The organism is Sphingopyxis sp., assembly GCF_035565275.1.
Classification (GTDB): Bacteria; Pseudomonadota; Alphaproteobacteria; order Sphingomonadales; family Sphingomonadaceae; genus Sphingopyxis.
The window spans coordinates 1-4,156 of the sequence record NZ_DATMST010000044.1; the positions used below are offsets into that span (position 1 = coordinate 1).

2 protein-coding genes are annotated in these 4,156 nt (G+C 64.5%); both read right to left on the reverse strand.

Features of this window, described 5'->3' with window-relative positions:
• Positions 1-3,348 (reverse strand): efflux RND transporter permease subunit (locus tag VN047_RS02960; protein WP_325539866.1); only part of this gene is annotated, 3,348 nt, incomplete at its 3' end.
• Between the two features lie 47 nt (positions 3,349-3,395).
• A partial coding sequence (locus tag VN047_RS02965; protein ID WP_325539868.1) for an efflux RND transporter periplasmic adaptor subunit occupies positions 3,396-4,156 on the reverse strand: 761 nt, incomplete at its 5' end.

Sequence of the window (4,156 nt, forward strand, 5' to 3'; positions counted from 1 at the left end):
ACCTGATCCATGCCGAGGCCAAATCGCCCATTGGGCAGGCGAAAGGCCAGCATGAACACTTCTCGCTCGGTCAGATCGACCACCCGTTACCAGCTCGGCGGCGCCGCCCGCGTCGCTGATCACGATGGGCGTGCCGCAAGCGAGCGCCTCGACCCACGCATTGGCGAGGCCTTCGCTGACCGACGGCATCACGACAAGGTCGGCGGCGCGATAAAGCTGCGGCAGGTCGGCGTTGGCGACGGGGCCCATGAAGTGGACGCGGGTTGCGACACCAAGCTTTTGCGCGAGCGAGCGGTAACGGCCTTCCTCATCGCCCGCGCCGGCAAGCCAATAGTGGACGTCGGGCAGCGCGGGCAGCGCCTCGATTACAAGCGCCTGACCCTTGCGTTCGATCAGCGCGCCGACGGTGAGGATTGCGGGGCTGGCGTCCATGCCGAGCGCTGCGCGCGCGGCGGCACAGTCGCCGGGGTGGAAGCGTGCGGTGTCGATGCCGGTGTAGTGGACGGCGACTTTCGCCGGGTCGATGCCGATCGCGGCCATGTCGCCGCGCATCGCTTCGGAGACGGCAAGCAGGCCCGCGGCTTTCCTGCCCGCTTCGATCACCTGCGACTGCGTCGCCGGGTCATGGCCGAAGTGGCTGATGTCGGCGCCGATCACGATGCGCCGCGTCTGGTTGTAACGGCGAAGTTCGGTGGGACCCGCGCCAAAGCCGATCGAGGCCACCGACTTCAACGGCACGGTGGTTCCGCGCGCGGTCGGCACGGGGAGATTTTCGATGGTCGCGAGAGCGCGGCGCGAATCTTCGGACAGCAGCACGCGGATCGGAATCTGGCGATCGGAAAGCGAGAATTTCGCGGCATTCTGGTCGATATCGCCGATCGTCGCGATGCGGATCGTCTGGCTGAGCGCCGCGGTGGTCACGCCGAGCTCGGCGGCAAGGTCCATCCGCGGGGTGACAATGATCTCGGGGCGCGGAATATCGCCCTCGATCCGCGGCGAGCGGATTTCCTTGAGCTTTTCCATCTGCGACACGATCAGGCGCGCGTGCTGCTCAAGCGCGACCGGATCGTCGCTCCCGATCACCATCGTGATGTCGCGTCCCGAAAAGCCGCCCGACTGGCTCTGGAATGTCACGCGTGCGTCGGGAATCGCCGCCAGCTGCGGCTGCAGGCTGCGCTCCCATTCGACGCTTTTGACCTCGCGCTTCTTTTTCAGCGTGATGTAGACGCCGCCGTCGTTGACGTTGACTTCGTAAAAGGCGTTTTCGACATTCTTGTCCTTCGACAGGATGGCGCTGATCTGGTTCGAGATATGCTCGCTCTGCGAAAGCGTCGAGCCCGGGGGCAATTCGTAGCGGATCTGGCTGTAGTCGCTGTTGATCGTCGGCTGGAACTGCTGCGGCAGGATCATCAACAGCACGACGCTCATCGCCAGCGACAGGAAGCCGACCCCGACGATCCAGACGCGATGGTCGAACAGACGTGCCCACGCACGCTGGACCATGAACCGGGCCCAGTTGGTAAAGCCCGATGCACGCATTCCGATGAACCAGGCAAGCGCGCCAACCAGGATCGCAAGCAAGCTCACGACCAGATAGGTCAGGATCGCCTCGACCGGGGTTTTCAGCATGAAATACATCGCCGTGTTCGGAGCATCCTGTCCGACCGGGACCGGCTGGAAATAGGCATAGATCGCATAGAGGACCGAAAGCCCCGCGAGCACCAGCGGCACGGCGAGGTAGGCGAGCTTCGTCGGATGCGCCTCGTACCGCGCGCGCATGGCATGGTGTTTCCGGTTGTCGAGGGTCCACGCAAGGATGCGCTCGTAGCGATCGACCCACGGACCCGAGGCATGATCCTGCTCGCCTTGCGCCGACAGGAAATAGGCGGCGATCATCGGCGTGATCATGCGCGCAACCGCGAGACTGACGAGCACTGCAAAGACGACCGTCAGGCCGAACTGGATGAAGAATTGACCCGAAATGCCCGGCATCAGTGCGACGGGCAGAAACACCGCGACGATCGACATCGTCGTCGCGACGACCGCGAGACCGATTTCGTCGGCGGCGTCGATCGACGCCTGATACGCCGTCTTGCCCATGCGCATATGCCGGACGATATTCTCGATCTCGACGATCGCGTCGTCGACGAGCACGCCCGCAACGAGGCTGAGCGCCAGCAGCGACAGGCCGTTCAGCGAAAAGCCCATCATGTCCATGAACCAGAAGGTCGGGATCGCCGACAGCGGGATCGCGAGCGCGCTGATCAGCGTCGCGCGCCAGTCGCGCAGGAAGAGGAACACGACGACGACCGCAAGGATCGCGCCCTCGATCATCGCGAGCATCGAGCTGCGATATTGTTCCTTGGTATATTCGGTACGCGTGAAGAGGATCTTGAATTCGACCTGCGGGTTCGCCTTCTTGATCTCGGCGAGCTTCTTCATCGTCTCGTCGTGGATCGTGACGTCGGAGGCACCCTTCGCCTTTTCGATCGAGAAGGAAAGCACCTGCTTGCCCCCGATCTTCGCAAGGTTGCGCTGTTCGGCATAGCCGTCGGTCACCGACGCGACATCGGCGAGGCGGATCGTACGGCCGCTACCGATCGAGATGCGCGTCTCGCCGAGCTGGAAGGCGTTTTCGGCGTTGCCGAGGACGCGCACCGCCTGCTCCGATCCGGCGATTTCGGTACGTCCGCCCGCCGCATTGACGTTCACCTGGCGCAATTCCTGGTTCACCTGGCTCGCGGTCAGGCCATAGCTTTGCATGCGCGCGGGATCGAGGATGACGCGGATTTCACGATTGACGCCACCCGAACGGCTGACCTTCGCCATGCCGGGGACCGAAAGCAGTTCCTTGGCAATCGTATTGTCGACGAACCAGCTCAATTGTTCGAGCGTCATGTCCGACGTCTCGACGGCGAAATAGGTGATCGGGCCGCCCACCGCGTCGACGCGCACAACCTGCGGTTCGAGAATGCCCTCGGGCAGGTCGCTGCGTATTTGCTGCACCGCCTGGTTGACGTCGTTATAGGCGCGGTCGATCGGCGTACCGATCGCGAACTGCACCATTGTCCGGCTGTTACCTTCGCCCACATAGGAGGACAGCTCGTCGACCCCGCTGACCGAGCGCACCGCGGCCTCCACACGCTGGGTGACCTGCGTCTCCAGTTCGGACGGCGCCGCACCGGGCTGCATGACGACGACCTGGACCATCGGGAATTCGACGTCCGGATTGTCGTTGACGTCCATCCGGTTGAAGCTGACGAGGCCCGCCAGCAACAGCAGGATGAACAATACGATCGGCGGCACCGGATTGCGGATGCACCAGGCAGAAATGTTGCGGAAGCTCATGATCAAACGCCCTTGTGCACTAAATCTCTATGCGCGCCGTCGGCCGGTTATCGCGACGATTTCTGAACCACCGGGTTCACCTTGTCGCCGGGGTTGAGGAAAGCGCCCGCGAGCGCGACCACCTTTTCGGTGCCGGTGAGGCCCGATGCGATCGACACGCCGCGATCGGTCACGGTCCCGACCTTCACCGGGCGGCGCTGGATCATGTTCTTGCCGTCGACGACGAGCACGAAATTGCCTTCGACGCCGCTCTGCACCGCACTTTCGGGAAGCAGCGGCGCTTCCGCCGTGCCCGCGATCAGGCGTGCATCGGCGAAACCGCCCGGACGTAGCGCCTCGCTGTACGGAACCGCGATGCGGACCGTGCCCTGGCGCGTGTCCATGTTGATGACCGGCGACTTCTGCCAGACCTGCCCGGCGATGCTCGCGCTGCTGCCAACCGGCGTGACGGCCGCGCGCGTGCCGACCTGGACGCGCGCCAGATCGGCTTCGGCCATCTGCGCGAGCATTTCCATCTCGCCGCCGCGCGCCATGCGGAACAGGATGCCGCTACCGGCGCCGACGATCTGGCCGGGCTCGACCTGGCGCGTCAGCACCAGACCCGCGGCGGGTGCGACGATATTGAGGCGATCGTTACGCGCGGTCGCTTCGGCATATTGCGCCTGCGCGACGCGAACGCGCGCGTTGGCGGAGTCGCGGGTCGCGCGCTTGCGATCCATATCGGCCTTGGAGATGAAGCCGCGTCCGACGAGCGCCTGCGCGCGTTCGAGTTCGGCCTGCGCGAGGTCGGCGTCGGCCTGCGCGACGC